This is a genomic window from Nocardioides sp. NPDC057772 (assembly GCF_042798075.1).
Taxonomy (GTDB): Bacteria; Actinomycetota; Actinomycetes; order Propionibacteriales; family Nocardioidaceae; genus Nocardioides.
In genome coordinates this window covers 1-1,603 of record NZ_JBHVKN010000382.1, presented here as the reverse complement: position 1 = coordinate 1,603, position 1,603 = coordinate 1, and the positions used below count along the sequence as shown (strand labels likewise).

The 1,603-nt window shown below is 67.4% G+C and carries 1 protein-coding gene and 1 pseudogene; both read left to right on the top strand.

Going from position 1 to position 1,603, the window contains the following annotated elements; all coding sequences use genetic code 11:
* A pseudogene (locus ACFVJS_RS27890) lies at positions 1-744 on the top strand (XRE family transcriptional regulator); the annotation flags it as partial.
* A partial coding sequence (locus ACFVJS_RS27885; RefSeq protein WP_378886789.1) for a phosphotransferase enzyme family protein occupies positions 741-1,603 on the top strand: 863 nt, incomplete at its 3' end. The pseudogene ACFVJS_RS27890 and the gene ACFVJS_RS27885, both read left to right, overlap by 4 nt.

Sequence of the window (1,603 nt, the reverse complement as noted above, 5' to 3'; positions counted from 1 at the left end):
GCGGTCGGTCAGCTCGGTGTCGCCACCGGTGCTCTGCTGTTCGACTCCCATCAGCACCAGCTCGCTGATCGGGTTCTGGCCTTTGCCACCGCTTGTGCCGAGGACTGCGGTGACTGGCACCTTCGCGCGAAGTCGTTGTCCTGGCGCGCACGACAAGCAGTTTGGGTTGGTGACGCGGAGGGCGCGCTGACCCTTTCGGAGCTGGGGCTCGTTCGGCACGACCGGCTCACGGCGACGGAGCAGGCCATGCTGTTTACCGCGGTGGCCCGTGCCCATGGTCGGCGGGGCGATGTCGATGCGACGCTGCAGGCGGTTGGTGAAGCTGATGATGCGTTCGCCCAGGCCGATCCCGGCAACGACGTGCCGTGGATGGCCTACTACGACTACGCCCAGCACTGTGGCGACACCGGGCATGCCCTTGCCGAGCTGGCCGTCCACGGCGTGCGCGTCGAGGACACGACGCGCCGGCTCGCCATCGCGGTCGACCAGCACCCCGATACCTACATCCGATCGCGGGTGATCAGCGGCTTCAAGCTGGCTGCGCTCACCATGCGCACCGGCGACCCGGACCACGCAGTCGAGATCGCCCAGGCTGCTGTCGATGACGCTGCAGGTGTGCTTTCCAAGCGGCTGCATCGCACTGCGATGGAGATCACCCAGTCTGCGCGACTTCATCAGCACGATCAGCGCGATCAAGTGGCTGAAGTGCTGGAGACCGTCCGTACCGTTGGCGTCGCCTCGTGAACCCGCCCCCTGTGCTCGGGTCGGGGGAGATTCTCGCTGCTGCCTGTCGCCGCGCCGGGTTGTCGGCTGCGGACGCCCAGCTGCTCAGCGCGGGCGAGAACCACGTCTACCGCCTCCCCCACGGTGCGATCGCGAGGGTCTCCAAACCCGGTCAAGAACAGGCCGCCAGCCGGGAGGTCTTCCTAGGTAGATGGCTCAACACCAACGGAGTCCGCGCGGTTCACCCGTACGCATCCCTCGAGGTCGACCAGCCAGTCGTCGTCGAGGGCCATCCGGTCACCTTCTGGCACGACCTCGGAGATCATCGCCCAGGCACCCCTCGCGAGGTCGCGGCAGCGTTGAGACACCTCCACTCCCTGCCGATGCCCGGCAAGGTGGTCGCTCGGCTGGCGCCGTTCGTGCGCCTCGAGGAACGCATCAACGCCGCGACCTGGCTGCCAACCGACGATCGCATCTGGCTACTGGCGAGGCTCGAAGACCTCCAAGCAGCCTGGACGGATCGGCCCCGCGGCCTCCCCGACTCTCTGATCCACGGAGACGCCTGGGCCGGCAACGTCGTCAGCACCCCCGAGGGGGTCGCCTTCCTCGACCTGGAGCGGTGCACCATCGGCCCGCCCGAGTGGGACCTGACCTCGACGGCATGCCGGGTGACGTCGTACTCAACTCTGTCGGCAGAGGACTACGCCGACTATTGCGAGGCCTACGGACGCGACGTCACTCGATGGGGCGGGTTCGACCTGTTCCGCGACATCCGTGAGCTCCGAGTCACTTGTTATGCCGCCTACCGAGCCCAGCACGACCCAGCTCTGAGGTCGAACGCAGGCACTCGGGTCGACTGCCTTCGGGGGCTGAACGGTCC